Source organism: Roseateles sp. (assembly GCF_039595595.1).
Taxonomy (GTDB): domain Bacteria; phylum Pseudomonadota; class Gammaproteobacteria; order Burkholderiales; family Burkholderiaceae_C; genus Roseateles.
On record NZ_JBCNLG010000053.1, the window covers coordinates 1 to 17,417 of the forward strand.

General features: G+C 68.3%; 15 protein-coding genes and 1 other RNA gene. 11 read left to right on the forward strand and 5 right to left on the reverse strand.

Annotation, left to right across the window (positions count from 1 at the left end):
* The 3 genes from ABDW61_RS26005 to ABDW61_RS26015 form a co-directional block, all read left to right on the forward strand.
* A partial coding sequence (locus ABDW61_RS26005; protein ID WP_343642953.1) for a TonB-dependent receptor occupies positions 1–1,373 on the forward strand: 1,373 nt, incomplete at its 5' end.
* A gap of 209 nt (positions 1,374–1,582) precedes the next feature.
* Positions 1,583–2,260, forward strand: a complete 678-nt coding sequence (gene pyrE / locus ABDW61_RS26010) for an orotate phosphoribosyltransferase (RefSeq protein WP_343642955.1) — start codon at positions 1,583–1,585, stop codon at positions 2,258–2,260.
* The gene (locus tag ABDW61_RS26015; protein WP_343642957.1) at positions 2,260–2,985 is read left to right on the forward strand and encodes a hypothetical protein; all 726 of its coding nucleotides are present in this window, start codon (positions 2,260–2,262) and stop codon (positions 2,983–2,985) included. Before pyrE ends, ABDW61_RS26015 begins: the two co-directional genes overlap by 1 nt.
* 90 nt (positions 2,986–3,075) lie before the next feature.
* Here the strand turns inward: ABDW61_RS26015 and gatB are convergent, their stop codons facing one another.
* The 3 genes from gatB to gatC are packed head-to-tail and all read right to left on the reverse strand — an operon-like array spanning position 3,076 to position 6,333.
* Complete coding sequence (gene gatB, locus ABDW61_RS26020) at positions 3,076–4,530, reverse strand: Asp-tRNA(Asn)/Glu-tRNA(Gln) amidotransferase subunit GatB (protein WP_343642959.1); 1,455 nt, start codon at positions 4,528–4,530, stop codon at positions 3,076–3,078.
* A 16-nt stretch (positions 4,531–4,546) separates the two neighbouring features.
* Complete coding sequence (gene gatA, locus ABDW61_RS26025; RefSeq protein WP_343642961.1) at positions 4,547–6,037, reverse strand: Asp-tRNA(Asn)/Glu-tRNA(Gln) amidotransferase subunit GatA; 1,491 nt, start codon at positions 6,035–6,037, stop codon at positions 4,547–4,549.
* Positions 6,034–6,333 carry an Asp-tRNA(Asn)/Glu-tRNA(Gln) amidotransferase subunit GatC gene (gene gatC, locus ABDW61_RS26030; protein WP_091730250.1) on the reverse strand — a complete coding sequence of 100 codons (300 nt, stop codon included), beginning with the start codon at positions 6,331–6,333 and terminating at the stop codon, positions 6,034–6,036. Before gatC ends, gatA begins: the two co-directional genes overlap by 4 nt.
* 358 nt (positions 6,334–6,691) lie before the next feature.
* Here gatC and ABDW61_RS26035 point away from each other — a divergent pair, with 358 nt between their 5' ends.
* From ABDW61_RS26035 to rodA, 6 genes are all read left to right on the forward strand, one after another.
* Entirely contained in the window at positions 6,692–7,735 is a 1,044-nt protein-coding gene (locus ABDW61_RS26035) for a rod shape-determining protein (RefSeq protein WP_067065883.1), read from the forward strand.
* A 52-nt stretch (positions 7,736–7,787) separates the two neighbouring features.
* Positions 7,788–7,869, forward strand: a non-coding RNA gene (locus ABDW61_RS26040) — sX9 sRNA.
* A 41-nt stretch (positions 7,870–7,910) separates the two neighbouring features.
* Positions 7,911–8,894, forward strand: a complete 984-nt coding sequence (gene mreC, locus ABDW61_RS26045) for a rod shape-determining protein MreC (protein ID WP_343642963.1) — start codon at positions 7,911–7,913, stop codon at positions 8,892–8,894.
* The gene (gene mreD / locus ABDW61_RS26050; protein ID WP_343642964.1) at positions 8,891–9,412 is read left to right on the forward strand and encodes a rod shape-determining protein MreD; all 522 of its coding nucleotides are present in this window, start codon (positions 8,891–8,893) and stop codon (positions 9,410–9,412) included. Before mreC ends, mreD begins: the two co-directional genes overlap by 4 nt.
* A 22-nt stretch (positions 9,413–9,434) precedes the next feature.
* Positions 9,435–11,447: a penicillin-binding protein 2 gene (gene mrdA / locus ABDW61_RS26055; RefSeq protein WP_343642965.1), complete on the forward strand. Its 2,013-nt coding sequence runs from the start codon at positions 9,435–9,437 to the stop codon at positions 11,445–11,447.
* A complete protein-coding gene (gene rodA / locus ABDW61_RS26060; protein ID WP_343642966.1) occupies positions 11,444–12,598 on the forward strand; it encodes a rod shape-determining protein RodA in 1,155 nt (384 codons plus the stop codon). The genes mrdA and rodA overlap by 4 nt, the downstream gene beginning before the upstream one ends.
* A 136-nt stretch (positions 12,599–12,734) precedes the next feature.
* Here the strand turns inward: rodA and ABDW61_RS26065 are convergent, their stop codons facing one another.
* Complete coding sequence (locus ABDW61_RS26065; protein ID WP_343642967.1) at positions 12,735–14,237, reverse strand: sensor histidine kinase N-terminal domain-containing protein; 1,503 nt, start codon at positions 14,235–14,237, stop codon at positions 12,735–12,737.
* A 59-nt stretch (positions 14,238–14,296) separates the two neighbouring features.
* Positions 14,297–14,968, reverse strand: a complete 672-nt coding sequence (locus ABDW61_RS26070) for a response regulator transcription factor (RefSeq protein ID WP_343642968.1) — start codon at positions 14,966–14,968, stop codon at positions 14,297–14,299.
* A 315-nt stretch (positions 14,969–15,283) separates the two neighbouring features.
* Between ABDW61_RS26070 and recA the strand changes: the two genes are divergently transcribed.
* A complete protein-coding gene (gene recA / locus ABDW61_RS26075) occupies positions 15,284–16,327 on the forward strand; it encodes a recombinase RecA (protein WP_091730281.1) in 1,044 nt (347 codons plus the stop codon).
* Positions 16,317–16,922 (forward strand): regulatory protein RecX, encoded by a 606-nt coding sequence (locus ABDW61_RS26080; RefSeq protein ID WP_343642971.1) that lies wholly within the window; start codon positions 16,317–16,319, stop codon positions 16,920–16,922. The genes recA and ABDW61_RS26080 overlap by 11 nt, the downstream gene beginning before the upstream one ends.
* The last annotated feature ends 495 nt before the right edge of the window (positions 16,923–17,417 follow it).

The window sequence follows — 17,417 nt, forward strand, 5'->3', positions numbered from 1 at the left end:
CCTACACCGACGGCGTCAACGAGCAGACCCTGCACGCCACCGGCGGCAGCGCGCGCCTGCGCTGGGGCCTGGGCCAGATCAACCTGTACTCGATCACCGGCTACGAGTCGGTGCGCCCGTTCAGCCGCGGCGACGTGGACGGCGGCTATCTCTACGGCGGCACCAAGCCGTTCACGCAGGAAGGCCAGGCTGGTTTCCCAGCCGAGTCCTCCAGCTCGATGAGCGGCCATCGCCAGATCACGCAGGAGTTCCGCGTCGAATCCGCCACGCCGGGTCCGCTGCGCTGGCAGGGCGGCCTGTACTTCTTCGACGAGCGCTATACCGCCCGCAGCACCGACTACACGACCTCGACCGGCGCGGCCGCCGGCTACGTCGACACGTATCAGAAGAACACCGCGTGGGCGGCATTCGGCTCGGTGAACTACGCGGTGACGCAGGACTTCTCGCTGCGTGGCGGCCTGCGCTACACGCATGACAAGAAGGACGTCAACGTCACCAGCAGCTACAGCGACCTGAACACCAGCACCGGCGTGTCGGCCAACACCGCCGACAAGAAGTGGAACTGGGACGTCTCCGGCACCTATGCGGTGACCAAGGACACCAACCTGTACGCGCGCGTCGCGACCGGCTTCCGCGCCTCGTCGGTACAAGGTGCGTCACGTTTCGCCGGCCAGTCGCAGGCGACGCCGGAAAACGTCACTTCCTATGAAGTCGGCGTGAAGTCGGACTTCTGGGATCGCCGCGCACGCCTGTCGGCCAGTGCCTTCACCTACACCGTCAAGGACCTGCAACTGACCGCCGTCGGTGGCCAGAACAACGCGAACCGTCTGCTGAACGCCAAGAAGGCAACCGGCAATGGCGTCGAGCTGAATCTGGAACTGCTGCCGGTCGACCAGTTGCTGATCACCCTCGGCGGCAGCCTGAACAACACCAAGATCAAGGACCCGAGCCTGTCGCTGCCCGCTTGCGGCGGCGGTTGCACGATGACCGATCCGCTGGTGGCCGGTTCGACGACCAACTACAGCATCGACGGCAATCCGCTGCCGAATGCGCCGAAGTGGGTCGCCAACCTGACCGCGCGCTATGCGTTCCCGACCGCGGCCGGCAACGAGTTCTACATCTACACCGACTGGGCCTACCGCTCCAAGGTCAACTTCTTCCTGTACGAGGCCAAGGAGTTCACCGGCAAGGCGCTGACCGAAGGCGGCCTGCGCGGCGGCTACATCTGGAACAACGGCAAGTACGAGGCGGCGGTCTTCGTCCGCAACATCACGAACCAGATCCGCATCACGGGCGCGATCGACTTCAACAACAACACGGGCTTCATCAACGACCCGCGGACCTACGGCGTGCAGTTCAAGGCGATCTTCTGATCGGCTGAACGGCGCAAGGGCGGCGCCGCGGCTTCGGCCGCGCGCCCTGCAAGAAGCAGGCCCGCTCCGGCGACGGAGCGGGCCTTCTTTTTGCTTGTCATTGCTGGATTCCAGCGACAGCGTGCGCTGTGAAGCCCCAAGGCTGCGCCAAACCCGCGTCCTACAATTCCGCCCCACTTTCACTGTCACGTGCCCACGTCGCGCCGCCCATGACCACCGCCGCTCCCCAGGACACCCTGGCCCAGGAATTCGTCGCTTTCGCCGTGGACACCGGCGTCCTGCGATTCGGCGAGTTCAAGACCAAGGCCGGCCGCCTCAGCCCCTACTTCTTCAACGCGGGTCTGTTCGATGACGGCCTGAAGATCGGCCGGCTCGCGCAGTTCTACGCGCAGCGCCTGCTGGCCTCGGGCCTGGCGTTCGACATGATCTTCGGCCCCGCCTACAAGGGCATCACGCTCGCGGCGGCGGTCTCGATCGAGCTGGCGCGCCTGGGCCACAACAAGCCCTTCGCCTACAACCGCAAGGAAGCCAAGGACCATGGCGAGGGCGGCACGCTGGTCGGCGCCAAGGTGCAGGGCCGCGTGCTGATCATCGACGACGTCATCTCCGCCGGCACCTCGGTGCGCGAGTCCATCGCGATGATCCAGGCCGCCGGCGCCACGCCCTGCGGCGTGACCATCGCGCTGGATCGCCAGGAGAAGGCGGCCGAGAACGGCCAGGACCTTCCCTGGTCGGCAGTACAGTACGTGCGCGACCAGCTGAAGCTGCCGGTTGTCGCCATTGCGGGGCTCTCGGACTTGCTCCAGTATCTGCAGACCACCAGCAGCGCCGCCGTGTCCGCCCATGCGGCGGCGGTCCATGCCTACCGCGATCGCTACGGAGTCTGATGCGTCCCTCGATCTCCCGCCGCCCGCAGTGCCCACGGCCCGCCGCGCCCTGGGCGCTGGCCGGCCTGCTGATGCTGGCCTGCGGTCTGGCGGACACCGCCGTCGCGCAGCAGGCCAAGACGCCTACGGGCATCTACACCTGCAACACCGCCGATGGCCGCCGGCTCACGTCCGACCGGCCGATCCCGGAATGCCAGACGCGCGAACAGCGGCTGCTGAACTCCGATGGCTCGGTGCGCAAGATGGTGCCGCCGGCGATGTCGCCCGAGGAGCAGGCCGCCGCCGATCAACGCAAGCGCGCCGAGGAAGTGCAGCGCGCCGCGCAGCAGGACGCGATCCGGCGTGATCGCAACCTGCTGCAGCGCTATGCCGACCAGGCCGCGCACCAGCGCGCGCGCGAAGCGGCGCTGGACGATGTCCGCGAAGCGATGCAGCAGTCCGAGAAGCGCCTGCAGGCCCTGGCGACTGAACGCAAGCCGCTGCTGGACGAGGCCGAGTTCTACAAGGGCAAGCGCGTGCCGTTCAAGCTGCAGCACCAGCTCGAGGCCAATGAAGCCGCCGCGGCCGCGCAGCGCGAATCCATCGAGAACCAGAAGGCCGAGATCGGCCGCGTGAACAAGTTCTACGACGAGGAACTGTCGCGCCTGAAGCGGCTGTGGGCCGGCGCCGCGCCGGGCTCGCTGGAGAAGCCGGCGCCGCAGGCGGCGTCCGCCAGCAGCCGCTGAGGGCCGCCGAGCAAGCCGCGGAGAAAGCCGCGACGCCAAAAAGGAACGCCGGTGGATCGCTCCACCGGCGTTGTCTTTTTCAGGACGTGATCAGGCGCCGAGCTTCTTCTTCAGCAACTCGTTCACGGCGGCCGGATTGGCCTTGCCCTTGGTCGCCTTCATCGCCTGGCCGACCAGCGCGTTGAAGGCCTTCTCCTTGCCGGCGCGGAACTCCTCGACCGATTTGGTGTTGGCCGCCAGCACCTCGTCGAGGATGCGCTCGAGCTCGCCGGTGTCGTTGGACTGCTTCAGGTCCTTGGCCTCGATGATGGCGTCGACGTCGGTGCCCTGGCCGGTCCACAGCGCCTCGAACACCTGCTTGGCCGAGTTGTTGGAGATCGTGCCGTCCTGGATGCGCTGGATCAGCGCCGCCAGCAGCGCCGGCGTCACGGGCGCGTCTTCGATCGAGCGCTCTTCGGTGTTCAGACGGCGCGAGACCTCGCCCATCAGCCAGTTCGCCACCAGCTTGGGCGCGCCGCAGGCCTCGCGCGCGGCCTCGTAGAAGCGGGCCATCGCCAGACTCTGCGTCATCATCGTCGCGTCGTACGCGGGCAGGCCGTCAGCCTGCTGGAAGCGCGCCGCCATCACGGTGGGCAGCTCCGGCATCTCGCCGCGCACGCGCTCCACCCAGTCGGCGCCGATCATCAGCGGCGGCAGGTCCGGATCCGGGAAGTAGCGGTAATCGGCCGCATCCTCCTTGGTCCGCATCGCGCGCGTCTCGCCGGTGTCCGGGTTGTAGAGCACCGTCGCCTGCTGGATCTCCAGGCCGTCCTCGATCTGGTCGATCTGCCAGTTGACCTCGTAGTTCACCGCGTCGACCAGGTAGCGGAAGCTGTTCAGGTTCTTGATCTCGCGCCGCGTGCCGAAGGGCTCGCCGGGCTTGCGCACCGAGACGTTGACGTCGCAGCGGAACGAGCCCTCCTGCATGTTGCCGTCGCAGATGCCCAGCCACATCACCAGCGCGTGCAGCGTCCTGGCGTACTCGACGGCCTCGGCGCCGGAGCGCATCTCGGGCTCCGAGACGATCTCCAGCAGCGGCGTGCCGGCGCGGTTCAGGTCGATGCCCGACTGGCCGTGATAGTCCTCGTGCAGGCTCTTGCCGGCATCCTCCTCGAGGTGGGCGCGCGTCAGCTTCACGACCTTCTTCTCGTCGCCGACGAAGAACTCGATCTGGCCGCCCTGCACGACGGGGATCTCGTACTGGCTGATCTGGTAGCCCTTGGGCAGGTCCGGATAGAAGTAGTTCTTGCGGGCGAAGATGGACAGCGGCGCCACCTTCGCGCCGACCGCCAGGCCGAAGCGGATCGCGCGCTCGACGGCGCCGCGGTTCAGCACCGGCAGCGTGCCCGGCAGCGCCAGGTCCACCGCGCTGGCCTGCGTGTTGGGCGCCGCGCCGAACGCGGTCGACGAACCGCTGAAGATCTTCGAGACGGTCGAGAGTTGGACGTGGTTCTCCAGGCCGATGACGACCTCGTAGCCCCGCACCAGTTGGCTGTTCTTGCTCATCGCTTGCTCGTTGTCCTTACACGCCCGCCGGGGTCAGGCGGTGCCAGTCGGTGGCCTGCTGCAGCGCATGGGCGGCGTGCAGCAGCGTGCCTTCCTGGAAGTAGTTGCCCAGCAGCTGCAGGCCCACGGGCATGCCGCCCTCGCCCAGCCCCACCGGCACGCTCATGCCGGGCAGGCCGGCCAGCGACCCCGGCAGCGTGAAGATGTCGGCCAGATAGACCTTGACCGGATCGTCCGCGCCCTCGCCCTGCTTCCAGGCCACCGTCGGCGCCACCGGCCCGGCGATCAGGTCGCACTGCTGGAAGGCCTGCTGGAAGTCGTCCGCGATCATGCGGCGCAGCTTCTGCGCCTGCAGGTAGTACGCGTCGTAGTAGCCATGCGAGAGCACGTAGCTGCCGATCATGATCCGGCGCTTGACCTCGGCGCCGAAGCCCTCGGCGCGGGTCTTCTCGTACATGTCGATCAGGTTGCTGTAGTCCTTGGCGCGGTGTCCGAACTTCACCCCGTCGAAGCGCGAGAGGTTGGAGCTCGCCTCGGCCGGGGCAATGATGTAGTAGACCGGGATGGCCAGCTCGGTGCGCGGCAGCGAGACGTCGACCAGCGTCGCGCCCAGCTTCTCCAGCTCCGCCAGGCCGGCGCGCACGGCGCCGTTCACGTCCGGCGACAGCGCGGCCGGGAAGAACTCCTTGGGCAGGCCGATGCGCAGACCCTTGAGCGGCTGCGCGGCGGTCGCGCCCTCGCGGGCGGCCAGCATGCGCGCATGGAAGTCCTGCGGCGGCTGCTGGACGCTGGTGGCGTCGCGCTCGTCGAAGCCGCTCATCGCCGAGAGCAGCAGCGCGCAGTCCTCGGCGGAGCGCGCCATCACGCCGGCCTGGTCCAGGCTGGACGCGAAGGCGATCATCCCGTAGCGCGAGCACACGCCATAGGTCGGCTTGATGCCGGTGATGCCGGAGAAGCTGGCCGGCTGGCGGATCGAGCCGCCGGTGTCGGTGCCGGTCGTGGCCGGCACCAGGCCGGCGGCCACCGCGACCGCGGAGCCGCCCGAGGAGCCGCCCGGCACGCGCGTGCGGTCCCAGGGGTTCAGCGCCTTGAAGTAGGCGCTGTTCTCGGTGGCCGAGCCCATCGCGAACTCGTCGCAGTTCAGCTTGCCCAGCGACACGGTGCCCGCGGCGTTCAGCCGGTCGACGACCGTGGCGTCGAAGGGGCTCAGATAGCCCTCGAGCATCCTGGAGCCGGCCGTGGTCGGCATGTCGCGGGTGACGAAGATGTCCTTGTGCGCCAGCGGCACGCCGATCAGCGCGCCGGCCTCGCTGCGGGCCAGTCGGGCGTCGGCGTCCTTGGCGCGCGCCAGCGCGTAGTCCTCGTCGACATGCAGGAAGGCGCCCAGATCCTTCGCCGCGGCAACACGCGCAAGCAGATGTTGCGTCAGTTCGGTGCTGGACACCGTCTTGGCGCGCAACGCGCGGCCGAGCTCGGCGACGCCGAGTTGATGCAGGGGGGCGGTCATTCGATGACTTTCGGGACCAGGAACAGGCCGTCCTCGACGGCGGGAGCGCTGCGCTGGTTGAGCGCGCGCTGGTCGGTTTCGGTGACGCGGTCCTCGCGTAGCCGCAGGGCCACTTCCTGGACCGCCGACAGCGGCGTGTAGAGAGGATCGACGCCGCTGGTGTCGACCGCGCTCATCTGCTCGACGATCGAGAAGAAGCCGTTGAGCTGCGGCAGCAGGGCGGCCTGCTCGTCGCCGGAAAGTTCCAGCCGGGCCAGTTTGGCGATCCGGCTGACATCGTCGTGGGTGAGTGCCATGGGAATGTGCTGAGGGGGCCGTCGCCGCTGATGCCGCCTTGCGCGGCGCGTAAACGCCGAACGCTGACGGAAGGCTTGCCGACGGGCCAAACCAGGGGGTGATCAGTTATTATCCCCGCTTATCTCCATAGGCCGGGGCTGCTGACGCAGCCTCGTTGCTTATGGCAAGGAATCTCGCTCGCGCGGACGCCGCCGGTCCGCGCGGTTACCCGACAAGAACCGCCCCGAATCGCAGCCGCCCGGACAGAACGCAGACGAACGCCGCCTGATGCCGTCGAATGCCGCCGATTGCGTGTAGTTCGACGTTGACCGGCGGCTCCAGGTGCCGAAGCGTCCTGACCCGGGCTTGCCCATACACATGCTCGCCTCCCTGCGCCGCTATTTCTCCACCGACCTCGCCATCGACCTGGGCACCGCCAACACGCTGATCTACGTCCGCGGTAAAGGCGTGGTGCTGGATGAACCCTCCGTCGTCGCCATCCGCCACGAGGGCGGCCCCAACGGCAAGAAGACGATCCAGGCCGTCGGCCACGAGGCCAAGGCCATGCTGGGCAAGGTGCCCGGCAACATCGAGGCGATCCGCCCGATGAAGGACGGCGTGATCGCCGACTTCGTGGTGACGGAGCAGATGATCAAGCAGTTCATCAAGATGGTGCACGACACCAAGCTGCTGCGCCCCTCCCCCCGCATCATCATCTGCGTCCCCTGCGGCTCCACGCAGGTCGAGAAGCGCGCGATCCGCGACGCCGCGCTGGGCGCCGGCGCCTCGGAGGTCTATCTCATCGAGGAGCCGATGGCGGCGGCGATCGGTGCCGGGCTGCCGGTCTCGGAGGCGTCGGGCTCGATGGTGATCGACATCGGCGGCGGCACGACCGAAGTGGGCGTGATCTCGCTGGGCGGCATGGTCTACAAGGGCTCGGTCCGCGTCGGCGGCGACAAGTTCGACGAGGCCATCATCAATTACATCCGCCGCAACTACGGCATGCTGATCGGCGAGCCGACGGCGGAGTCCATCAAGAAGAACATCGGCTCGGCCTTCCCTGGCTCAGAGGTCAAGGAGATGGAGGTCAAGGGCCGCAACCTGAGCGAAGGCGTGCCGCGCAGCTTCACGATCTCGAGCAACGAGATCCTGGAGGCGCTGACCGACCCGTTGAACCAGATCGTCTCGGCCGTGAAGAACGCGCTGGAGCAGACCCCTCCGGAGCTGGGCGCCGACATCGCCGAGCGCGGCATGATGCTGACCGGCGGCGGCGCGCTGCTGCGCGACCTGGACCGGCTGCTGGCCGAGGAAACCGGCCTGCCGGTGCTCGTCGCCGAAGACCCGCTGACCTGCGTGGTGCGCGGCTGCGGCATGGCGCTCGAACGCATGGAACGCCTCGGCTCCATCTTCACCAACGAGTAAGCAGGCCTACTGCGCGGGCGCCAGGCGTCGTTGGGCGGTGCTCGGAATCCTCGCGTACAGGAAGTACGCTCCGGTTCCTCCGCTCCGTCCGCCTAGCCTGACACCCGCTCGCTACGGCCGATACGTTGTCAACCAGCGTTGTCGTCGGTCTTTCTGAAAGTCTGAGATCCCTGTCATGCCCCTGGGCACTCTGGATCGCAATCCGCCGCCGCTGTTCCGTGAAGGCCCGTCCGCGCTGACGAAGCTGGCCTTCTGCGCCGCGCTGGCCGTGTTCCTCATGGTCGCGGACTCCCGCTTCCAGATCACCGCGCCGGCCCGCGCGGGCCTGGCCCTCGCGCTGCATCCGCTGCAGCGCGTGCTGCTCGCGCCGGTCGACGCCTGGGAGCAGGCCGGCGACTATGCCCGCGGCATGGAGAAGGCCACCGAGGCCGAGAACCAGGCCCGCCAGCAACTTGCCTCGCAGGCCGTGATCCTGAGCCGCGCCGCGCAGCTGCAGGCCGAGAACACCCGCCTGCGGGCACTGCTCGACCTGCGCGAAGCGCTGCCGGTGAAGGGCCTGGCCGCCGAGGTGCTCTACGAGGCCCCGGATCCGTTCTCGCGCCGCATCGTCATCGACCGCGGCAGCCACCGCGGCGTGCGTCTGGGCGCGCCGGTGGTCAACGACGCGGGCGTGCTCGGCCAGGTGACGCGCGTCTATCCGCTGTCCGCCGAGGTCACGTTGCTCACCGACCGCGAAGCCACCATTCCCGTGCTCAACACCCGCACGCAGCAGCGCGGCGTCGCCTATGGCGGCGAGCGCGGCGTGATGGAGCTGCGCTTCATCGCCGCCAACGCCGACATCAAGCCCGGCGACGCGCTCGCGACCTCGGGACTGGACGGCCTGTATCCGCCGGGCCTGCCGGTGGCGAAGGTCACCGAGGTCGAGCGCCGCGGCGACACCAGCTTCGCCCGCGTGGGCCTGGCGCCGGTGGCGCAGCCCGACAGCGCCCGCCATGTGCTGGTGCTGGAGCCGCTGGAGGGCCAGGAGGCCGCCCGCACGGAAGCCGCGCAGGAAGCGGCCAGCGCCACGGCCGCCGCTGCCGCCGAGGCCGCGAGCCGGCCGCGCGGCCGCGCGGCCTCGGCATCCGCGGCGTCCGGCCCGAAGGGAGGCACCCGATGATCATGCCGCGCGGCGCGAGCCAGCTGCTGCTGCCCGCCAATCCCCTGTTCATCGCCTTCAGCCTCGTCGTCGGCCTGCTGATCGACATGGTGCCGGTAGGCCGCCAGCCGTGGATGCCGGACGTGCTCGCGCTGGTGCTGGTGTTCTGGAACGTGCACCAGCCGCGCCGCGTCGGCGTCGGCTGGGCCTTCGTCTTCGGCTTGATGATCGACGTCCATCACGGCGCGCTGCTGGGCCAGCACGCGCTGGCCTACAGCCTGCTGGCGTTCGGCGCCGTCGCGCTGCATCGCCGTCTGCTGTGGTTCTCGCTGGGCGCACAGGCCTTGCATGTGCTGCCGCTGTTCGTCGCGGCGGCGGCCATCGCCGTGATCGTGCGGCTGCTCGTGGGAGGCATGTGGCCGGGCTGGAGCCTGGTGCTCGCGCCGCTGCTGCAGGCTGCGCTGTGGCCCGTGACCGCCGCCCTGCTGCTGGCGCCGCAGCGCCGCGCGCCGGATCCCGACGCGCACCGCCCGCTCTGAGCGCGCCGAGGACGGGCCCGCGATGACGGTCATCAAGAACCTCCAGGCGGAGCTGAGCCGTTTCCGGCTGCGGCTGGTCGCGGCGGCGGCCTTCGTGCTGTTCTGCTTCTGCCTGCTGATCGCGCGGCTCTCCTACCTGCAGATCACGCAGCACGACACGCTGCTGGAGCGCGCCGAGACCAACCGGGTGTCCGTCGTCCCCATCGTCCCGAACCGCGGCCTGATCGTCGACCGCAACGGCGTGGTGCTGGCGAGCAACTACTCGGCCTACACGCTGGAGATCACGCCGTCGAAGGTGCCGGACCTGGAGCGCACGATCGACGGGCTCGCCGCGGTCATCGACATCCAGCCGCGCGACCGCCGCCGCTTCAAGCGGCTGATGGAGGAGAGCAAGAACTTCGAGTCGCTCCCCATCCGCACCAAACTGACCGACACCGAGGTCGCGCGCTTCGCCGCGCAGCGCTTCCGCTTCCCGGGCGTGGACATCAAGGCGCGGCTGTTCCGCAGCTATCCGCTGGGCGATGTGGGCTCGCACCTGCTTGGCTACATCGGCCGCATCAACCAGGCCGAGAAGAAGGCGATGGAGGATTGGTCCGAAGAGGACGTCGCCAACTATCGCGGCACCGAGTACATCGGCAAGCTCGGTCTGGAGCAGGCCTACGAGCGCGAGCTGCACGGGCAGACCGGCTTCGAGGAGATGGAGATCAGCGCCGGCGGGCGCGCGGTGCGCCGGTTGCGCAACCGCCCGCCGACGCCGGGCAACACGCTGCACCTGTCGGTCGACATCAAGCTGCAGGCGCTGGTCGAGCGGCTCTTTGGCGAGCGCCGCGGCGCGCTGGTGGCGATCGACCCGCGCAACGGCGAGGTGCTGGCCTTCGTCTCCAAGCCGACCTTCGATCCCAACCTGTTCGTCGACGGCATCGATGCCGACAGCTGGAAGGACCTCAACGAGGACATCGACAAGCCGCTGCTGAACCGCGCGCTGCGCGGCACCTATCCGCCGGGCTCGACCTTCAAGCCCTACATGGCGATGGCCGCGCTGAACACCGGCAAGCGCGCCGCCAGCGTCGTGATCCAGGACAACCTGACCTACAGCTTCGGCGGCCGCACCTTCGGCAGCGCGACCGGCGACCGCGCGGGACCGAAGGACATGCGGCTGGCGATCGTGACCTCGTCCAACGTCTACTTCTATTCGCTGGCCAACGAGATGGGCGTGGACCTGATCCACGACCAGCTCGAACCCTTCGGCTTCGGCCGCAAGACCGAGATCGACCTGCTGGGCGAGGTCACCGGCATCCTGCCCAGCACCGAGTGGAAGCGCCGCGCCTACAAGCGGCCGGAGCAGCAGAAGTGGTACGCGGGCGAGACGATCTCGCTGGGCATCGGCCAGGGCTACAACAACTTCACCATGCTGCAGCTGGCGACCGCGATGTCGACGCTGTCCAGCGGCGGCGAGCGCTACCGGCCGCGGCTGGTGCGCGAGATCGAGGACGTCGTGAAGCACGCGCGGCGGCGCACCGCGAGCGATGCGCTGGAGCCGCTGGCGCTGCGCCGCGCCGATGTCGACGTCATCCGCAACGCGATGCACGACGTGACGCTGGAAGGCACCTCGCGTGCGGTGTTCGCGGGCGCTCAGTACCAGAGCGCCGGCAAGACCGGCACGGCCCAGGCGGTGGGCCTGCGCGCCGGCCAGACCTACAGCAGCATCAAGGCGGACGAGCGCAAGCGCGACCATTCGCTGTACATCTCGTTCGCGCCCTACCAGGCGCCGACGATCGCGCTGGCGGTGATCGTCGAGAACGCGGGCTTCGGGTCCGAATCGGCCGCGCCGATCGCGCGCCGCGTGTTCGACTACGTGCTGACCGGCCAGTACCCGAGCGAAGAGGACATCGCCAAGGTGCGGCTGGGGCAGGTGGGCGCACCGATCGGCACGCCGCGCCGCGTCGAGGACGTGCCCTTGCCTGGCGCGCCGGCGAGCGCGCCCGAGGCGGCTGCCTCCGCCGCGCCGCCCCCCAACCCGGGAGCTTCCCGATGAGCGCCGTCTTCAACAAGCCCAGTCTGCTGCAGCGCGTGAAGCCGCTGTTCCAGGGCTTCGACATCCCGCTGCTGCTGGCGATGTTCTGGCTCATGGGCCTGGGCCTGATGTGCATGTATTCGGCCGGCTATGACCACGGCACCCGCTTCGTCGACCACGCCCGCAACATGGTGCTGGCGATGGGCGTGCTGTTCGTGACGGCGCAGGTGCCGCCGCAGCGGCTGATGCAGTTGGCGCTGCCGCTGTACACGGTGGGGGTGACGCTGCTGGTGGCGGTGGCGCTGTTCGGCGTCACCAAGAAGGGGGCGACGCGCTGGCTCTATGTCGGCACGCAGATCCAGCCGTCGGAGCTGCTGAAGATCGCGGTGCCGCTGATGCTGGCCTGGTGGTTCCAGAAGCGCGAGGGCCAGTTGAGACTGCCCGACTTCGTCGCCGCGTTCGTGCTGCTCGCGGTGCCGGTCGGCCTGATCGCGAAACAGCCGGACCTCGGGACCTCCTTGCTGGTGCTGGGCGCGGGGCTCTACGTGATCTTCTTCGCCGGCCTGTCCTGGAAGCTGATCATCCCGGCGCTGGTGCTCGCGGGCTCGGGCATCACCGCGCTGGTGCTGAGTGAGGACCAGATCTGCCAGCCCGACGTGAAGTGGATCGTCCTCAAGGACTACCAGAAGGACCGCGTCTGCACGCTGCTGGACCCGACCAAGGATCCGTTGGGCAAGGGCTTCCACATCATCCAGGGCGAGATCGCGATCGGCTCTGGCGGCGTGACCGGCAAGGGCTTCATGAAGGGGACGCAGACGCACCTGGAGTTCATTCCGGAGCGGACCACCGACTTCATCTTCGCCGCCTATGGGGAGGAGTTCGGCCTGATCGGCGCACTGGGGCTGCTGGTGGGATTCACCGCGCTGATCCTGCGCGGACTGGCCATCGCGCACGAGGCGCCAACCTTGTTCTCGAGACTGCTTGCGGGAGCGATCACGCTGAGTTTCTTCACCTACGTGTTCGTCAACATGGGCATGGTGACAGGCATCCTGCCCGTGGTGGGCGTGCCGCTGCCGTTCATCTCCTATGGAGGGACGGCGATGGTGACGCTGGGATTGTCATTGGGGATGTTGATGTCGATCGCGAAGAGCCGCGGGGGCACGCAGCGCTGATCAGGCGGCCTCACCAAGATCCTCGAAGATGACAGCGCCCGGAAGCGCCAGGCCGATGCTTTCCATGACGACGATCTGGCCGTTGATCAGTTCGTATCGCCGGTCCCGATGTGTGGAGGATGCCCCGGAAAGCGGTTCAGTGCGAGCCGTTGGACAGCGGGTGCGCGGTGAAGCGCACCGTGAATCGAGCGCCCGGTCCCACGCCTTCCGCCTCCGCCTGGCGGCGCGGGCGCGTGTCGTCGACGGTGATCTCGGCGTCGTGCTGCTGGACGATCTCCCGCACGATCGCCAGCCCCAGGCCGGAGCCATCAACGTTCGTGCCCAGCGCGCGGTAGAAGGGCTGGAACACCTGCTCGCGCTCCGACTCGGCGATCCCCGGCCCCGAGTCCTCCACCTGCAGCACGCAGACCTGCCCGAACGGGTCCTCGACGACGCGGACCGTGATCGTTCCGCCGCCCGGCGTGTACAGCAGCGCGTTGTCGACCAGATTGCGGATCAGCTCCCGGATCAGCAGCGGATGACCATGGATGCGCAGGCCGGCCTGGCTCGCCTCCGGCCCTTCGTAGCCGAGATCCAGCCGTTTCTCCATCGCCCGCGGCACGAAGTCGCGCACGGTCTCGATCGCCAGTACCGGCAGGTTCACCTCGCTGCGCCGGGCGGCATGCTCCTGATCCTCCGCCCGCGCCATCGCCAGCAACTGATTGACCATGTGCGCCGCGCGTTGACTCGAGACCGCGATCTGCTTCAGCGAGCGCCGCAGTTCCGCCGGCGAGCTGCGGCCCTCGTCGATCTCGCGCTGTGCCAGCTCGGCCTGCGTGCGCAGCCCCGCCAGCGGCGTCTTCAGCTGATGCGCGGCATCGGCCAGGAAATGCTTCTGCGCACGGATCGATTGATCGAGCCGCTCGAGCAGATCGTTGATCGCCTGCACCAGCGGCGCGACTTCGTCCGGGATGCGTTGCTCGTCGATCGGGCTCAGGTCGGAGCTGTCGCGCGAACGGATGCGCCGCTGCAGGTCATTGAGCGGCGCGATGCCGCGCGCCAGCGCCAGCCAGACCAGCAGCACGGCCAGCGGCAGGATCACGAACTGCGGCAGGATCACGCCCTTGATGATCTCGTTGGTCAGCCGCGAGCGCTTGCCCAGCGTCTCCGCGACCTGCACCAGCATCATCCGGTCCCCGCCAGCCATTCCCTCGGGCACCACCCACAGGTAGGACACGCGGACCGCTTCGTTGTTGACCTCGTCGAAGCGGCGGTTGACCTCCCACGGCACGATCGGCGGTTCGGCCTCCGGCACCGGCAGCTGCGCGTCGCCGCTGAGCAGCTCGCCGCGCAGTCCCAGCACCTGGTAATAGACGGTGTCCGACTCGTCCGCGCGCAGCAGCGCCGCGGCCTCCGGCGCGAGTGCGTAGCGGGAACGCCCCTTCTTCACCGTGTCGTTGGGGCCGGGCTCGGTCACGACCTGCAGGCCGAGCCGGCGTGCCATCTCATCGAGCTCGCGGTCGTACGGCTTGTTGGCGATGCCCTGCGCCACCAGCCAGGTCAGCGCGACGCTGATCGGCCAGATGACCAGCAGCGGGGCGAGCATCCAGTCGAGGATCTCGCCGAACAGCGAGCGATGGCCGGACGATTCAGCCGCCATGCCGCATGCCGCCGTTCAAGCGCCCTCCCGCCTTCGTGTCCAGCGCGGTGGCCGGGCCGTCAGCCGGGGATCTTCTCAAGGCAGTAGCCCAGCCCGCGCACCGTCGCGATGCGGATCGGACCCTGCTCGATCTTCTTGCGCAGGCGGTGGATGTAGACCTCGATCGCGTTGTTGCTGACTTCCTCGCCCCATTCGCACAGGCGCTCCACCAACTGGTCCTTGCTGACCAGCCGCCCGGCGCGCTGCAGCAGCACCTCCAGCAGCGACAGCTCGCGGGCCGACAGTTCCACCATCTGGTCGTTGATGTAGGCGACGCGGCCCGTGGCGTCGAAGGTCAGCGGGCCGTGGCGGATCACGCTCGACGCCGTGCCCAGGCCGCGGCGCGTGAGCGCCCGCACGCGGGCCTCCAGTTCCTGCAGCGAGAACGGCTTGGCCATGTAGTCGTCGGCGCCGAGGTCCAGCCCCTTGACGCGTTCCTCGATACTGTCGGCCGCGGTCAGGATCAGCACCGGCAAGGCCGAGCCGCGCGCGCGCAACCGGCGCAGCACCTCGAGCCCATGCAGCTTGGGCAGGCCCAGGTCGAGGATGAGCAGATCGAACTCGTGGGAGGCCAGGGCCGCGTCGGCCTCGCTGCCGCTGCCCACCTGATCGACGGCGCAACCGGATGCCCGCAGCGAGCGCAACAGGCCGTCGGCCAGGACCTGGTCGTCCTCGGCGATCAAGATGCGCATATGTCGTCCCCTCTTGTCATGAAGACATTCTAGGGAGCGCTCCCTCGCGCTTCCCTAGGCGTTTCCGAGGCGTCCGTCGTATGGATGAAGGGGGCGCCGGGTCGGGACCGCGGCAGCTTTGGATGGCGGAAATCCCACCGAAGGCGGAAAGAGGAGGGGAATGGCGGCGCTGGCTCATCCTGTGAGCCACTGGCTGCCTAAGATGGCCGCATCGACCGACGTACGAGCCGCATCGCGGATCGGCGGCCTCGACAAAGTACTGTACAGATATACAGATTGCGCCATAATCCGCCGCAGCCAACAGGAGAAGATTGCATGGACGCCCCCGTGAAAAACGCCAACACCGAAAAAGCCAAGGCCCTGCAGGCCGCCCTCGCCCAGATTGAAAAGCAGTTCGGCAAGGGCTCGATCATGCGGCTGGCGGAAGGCGAGAAGATCGAGGACATCCAGGTGGTCTCCACCGGCTCGCTGGGCCTGGACATCGCGCTCGGTGTCGGCGGCCTGCCGCGCGGCCGGGTGATCGAGATCTACGGCCCGGAATCCTCGGGCAAGACGACGCTGACGCTGCAGGTCATCGCGCAGATGCAGAAGCTCGATGGCGTGTGCGCCTTCATCGACGCGGAGCACGCGCTGGATGTTCAGTACGCGCAGAAGCTGGGCGTGAACCTGCAGGAACTGCTGATCAGCCAGCCCGACACCGGCGAACAGGCGCTGGAGATCGTGGACTCGCTGGTGCGCTCCGGCTCGGTCGATCTGATCATCGTGGACTCGGTCGCCGCGCTGACGCCGAAGGCGGAGCTCGAGGGCGAAATGGGCGACGCGCTGCCCGGCCTGCAAGCCCGACTGATGAGCCAGGCGCTGCGCAAGCTGACCGCCACCATCAAGAAGACCAACTGCACCGTCATCTTCATCAACCAGATCCGGATGAAGATCGGCGTCATGTTCGGCTCGCCCGAAACGACGACGGGCGGCAACGCGCTGAAGTTCTACGCCTCCGTGCGCCTGGACATCCGCCGCATCGGCTCGATCAAGAAGGGCGAGGAAGTCATCGGCTCCGAGACCAAGGTCAAGGTTGTCAAGAACAAGGTCGCGCCTCCGTTCAAGACAGCCGAATTCGACATCCTCTACGGGGAAGGCATCAGCCGCGAGGGCGAGATCATCGACATGGGCGTGACCGCCAAGATCGTCGACAAGTCCGGCGCCTGGTATGCCTACAGCGGCGAGAAGATCGGGCAAGGCAAGGACAACGCCCGCGAGTTCCTGCGCGAGAACCCGGATCTGGCCGTCGAGATCGAGAACAAGATCCGCGAATCGCTGGGCATCCCGCTGCTGGGCGCCGCGCCCGGCGATGCCGAGTAAGCGACCCGCCAGCAAGGGCGTGGGCGCTCAGCCCTTGTCCTTGAAGGCTCGGGCAGTGGCCCTGCTTGCGCAGCGCGAGCACAGCGCGATGGAGCTGCGGCGCAAGCTGCAGCGCATCGCGAGAGATCGGCGAGCCGCTGAGGCGGCTAACGCGGCTAACGCGGCCAACGCCGCGGCGGCGGCGGACGCGCAGCGCACTGATGAGTCCTCGGACGAGGAGGGCGTTGGCGGTTTCGACGAAGAAGTGGACGCCGTGCTGGACTGGCTCAAGGCCAGCGGCTACCTCGACGAGTCGCGCTTTGTCGAATCCCGCATTCATGCGCGCGCTCAGCGCTTCGGACAACGGCGCATCGAGCAGGAGCTCGCGCAGCACGGGCTGTCCATGGATGCGGAGCAGCGCTCGACGCTGGCTGCGGGCGAACTGGACCGCGCATGCGAACTTGTGCGCCGCAAGTTCGGCGATGGCGCGCCAGCCGACGCGGCCGCCGAAGCCAAGTGCCTGCGCTTTCTCATGGGCCGAGGCTTCGGCCACGACGTGGCCCGCAAGGCGGTGCGGCGTGTCGCCGCCGGGCTGGACCGCGATCCTGACGCCTGAACCGGCGACATCGCCGCTGCGCGCACGAAACGGCTCGAAACTTCGTGCGCCATGAGCACCTTGCGGCCCGCTGACAAGCCCACGCCGGTGCGCGTCTCAACCCCGCCAAGGGCTTGATGCAACGCAGCATGCTACATTTTCGGCTTCGCAAATCAGCCCGCCGGCGTTCGTCCGCGGGCGTGTTTTTGCGTGTTTGCATCGGTTTATGTCTTCCATCGCCTCCCCCGAGCGCCATCCGCCGCATCGTCGTCGACCCGTCGACGCGCGGTCCTATGGCCGCGACGACGGGGTCCTTGTCGCGGAGGCCCGGCTGAGCCCGGCGCTGCAAACCTCATCTCCACGCCAGCACCGCGGATCGCCTGCGGCGCCGGCGGCCTCTTCCTGATTCATCCATCAAGCGAGACCTCCCTATGAAGATTCACGAGTACCAGGGCAAGGAAATCCTGCGCCAGTTCGGCGTGCCGGTGCCGCGCGGCATTCCCGCGTTCACGGTGC

Excerpts from the sequence above, each read along its gene's own strand:
- mreC (WP_343642963.1), top strand. The coding sequence starts at position 7,911 with ATGCCCCTGGGCACTCTGGATCGCAATCCGCCGCCGCTGTTCCGTGAA.
- gatB (WP_343642959.1), bottom strand. The coding sequence starts at position 4,530 with ATGAGCAAGAACAGCCAACTGGTGCGGGGCTACGAGGTCGTCATCGGC.
- gatC (WP_091730250.1), bottom strand. The coding sequence starts at position 6,333 with ATGGCACTCACCCACGACGATGTCAGCCGGATCGCCAAACTGGCCCGG.
- ABDW61_RS26080 (WP_343642971.1), top strand. The coding sequence starts at position 16,317 with ATGCCGAGTAAGCGACCCGCCAGCAAGGGCGTGGGCGCTCAGCCCTTG.
- gatA (WP_343642961.1), bottom strand. The coding sequence starts at position 6,037 with ATGACCGCCCCCCTGCATCAACTCGGCGTCGCCGAGCTCGGCCGCGCG.
- rodA (WP_343642966.1), top strand. The coding sequence starts at position 11,444 with ATGAGCGCCGTCTTCAACAAGCCCAGTCTGCTGCAGCGCGTGAAGCCG.
- mrdA (WP_343642965.1), top strand. The coding sequence starts at position 9,435 with ATGACGGTCATCAAGAACCTCCAGGCGGAGCTGAGCCGTTTCCGGCTG.
- ABDW61_RS26015 (WP_343642957.1), top strand. The coding sequence starts at position 2,260 with ATGCGTCCCTCGATCTCCCGCCGCCCGCAGTGCCCACGGCCCGCCGCG.
- ABDW61_RS26035 (WP_067065883.1), top strand. The coding sequence starts at position 6,692 with ATGCTCGCCTCCCTGCGCCGCTATTTCTCCACCGACCTCGCCATCGAC.
- mreD (WP_343642964.1), top strand. The coding sequence starts at position 8,891 with ATGATCATGCCGCGCGGCGCGAGCCAGCTGCTGCTGCCCGCCAATCCC.
- recA (WP_091730281.1), top strand. The coding sequence starts at position 15,284 with ATGGACGCCCCCGTGAAAAACGCCAACACCGAAAAAGCCAAGGCCCTG.
- pyrE (WP_343642955.1), top strand. The coding sequence starts at position 1,583 with ATGACCACCGCCGCTCCCCAGGACACCCTGGCCCAGGAATTCGTCGCT.
- ABDW61_RS26065 (WP_343642967.1), bottom strand. The coding sequence starts at position 14,237 with ATGGCGGCTGAATCGTCCGGCCATCGCTCGCTGTTCGGCGAGATCCTC.
- ABDW61_RS26070 (WP_343642968.1), bottom strand. The coding sequence starts at position 14,968 with ATGCGCATCTTGATCGCCGAGGACGACCAGGTCCTGGCCGACGGCCTG.